The sequence below is a fragment of the Neobacillus niacini genome (genome assembly GCF_023715785.1).
GTDB classification, from domain to species: Bacteria; Bacillota; Bacilli; order Bacillales; family Cytobacillaceae; genus Neobacillus; species Neobacillus niacini_E.
Map to the genome: position 1 here is coordinate 1 of NZ_JAMBOX010000070.1, position 461 is coordinate 461.

Consider the following 461-nt stretch of genomic DNA (forward strand, 5'->3'; position numbering starts at 1 on the left):
TTGCATAATCGATCATGACGACAGCCGCCAGTTCCTCCACGATATGCAGAATATCGTCGAGGGGGGAAATTCTGACTACGCGCTGCATAAAACCCATTACCTTCCGGCGCTGGGGCAGCGGATGCTGGATACCTGGCGCCAGCTCAGCCCCAGGAACAGCAGGCGCTGCGTCAGGACAAGCAGCGCTGCGGCGAGATATTGCGCGAAAAACAACAGGGGAAATCATCCTGACGAGTTGGCAAAATTGCAGCATATCGCCAGCGTCGAATAAGATTGTGCTGTTGATGACCGGATCGCTGTCACAAAATATCCGGTCGTCGTCGCGTCACAGTACGACGTTTTTTCTGCGGCGGAATACGATAAAAAGTAGTTGATCTGGTACGAACTAACTCTTATTTTGCTTCACAGTTTTCAAAATGAGATAAAACTGATGCCTGTCATTATTGCCAGTAGTGTTAAAG

1 protein-coding gene is annotated in these 461 nt (G+C 49.7%); it reads left to right on the top strand.

Annotation, left to right across the window (positions count from 1 at the left end; all coding sequences use genetic code 11):
- The coding region (locus M3234_RS28880; RefSeq protein ID WP_262307937.1) for a hypothetical protein at positions 1 to 271 on the top strand (271 nt) is incomplete at its 5' end.
- Between the last annotated feature and the right edge of the window lie 190 nt (positions 272 to 461).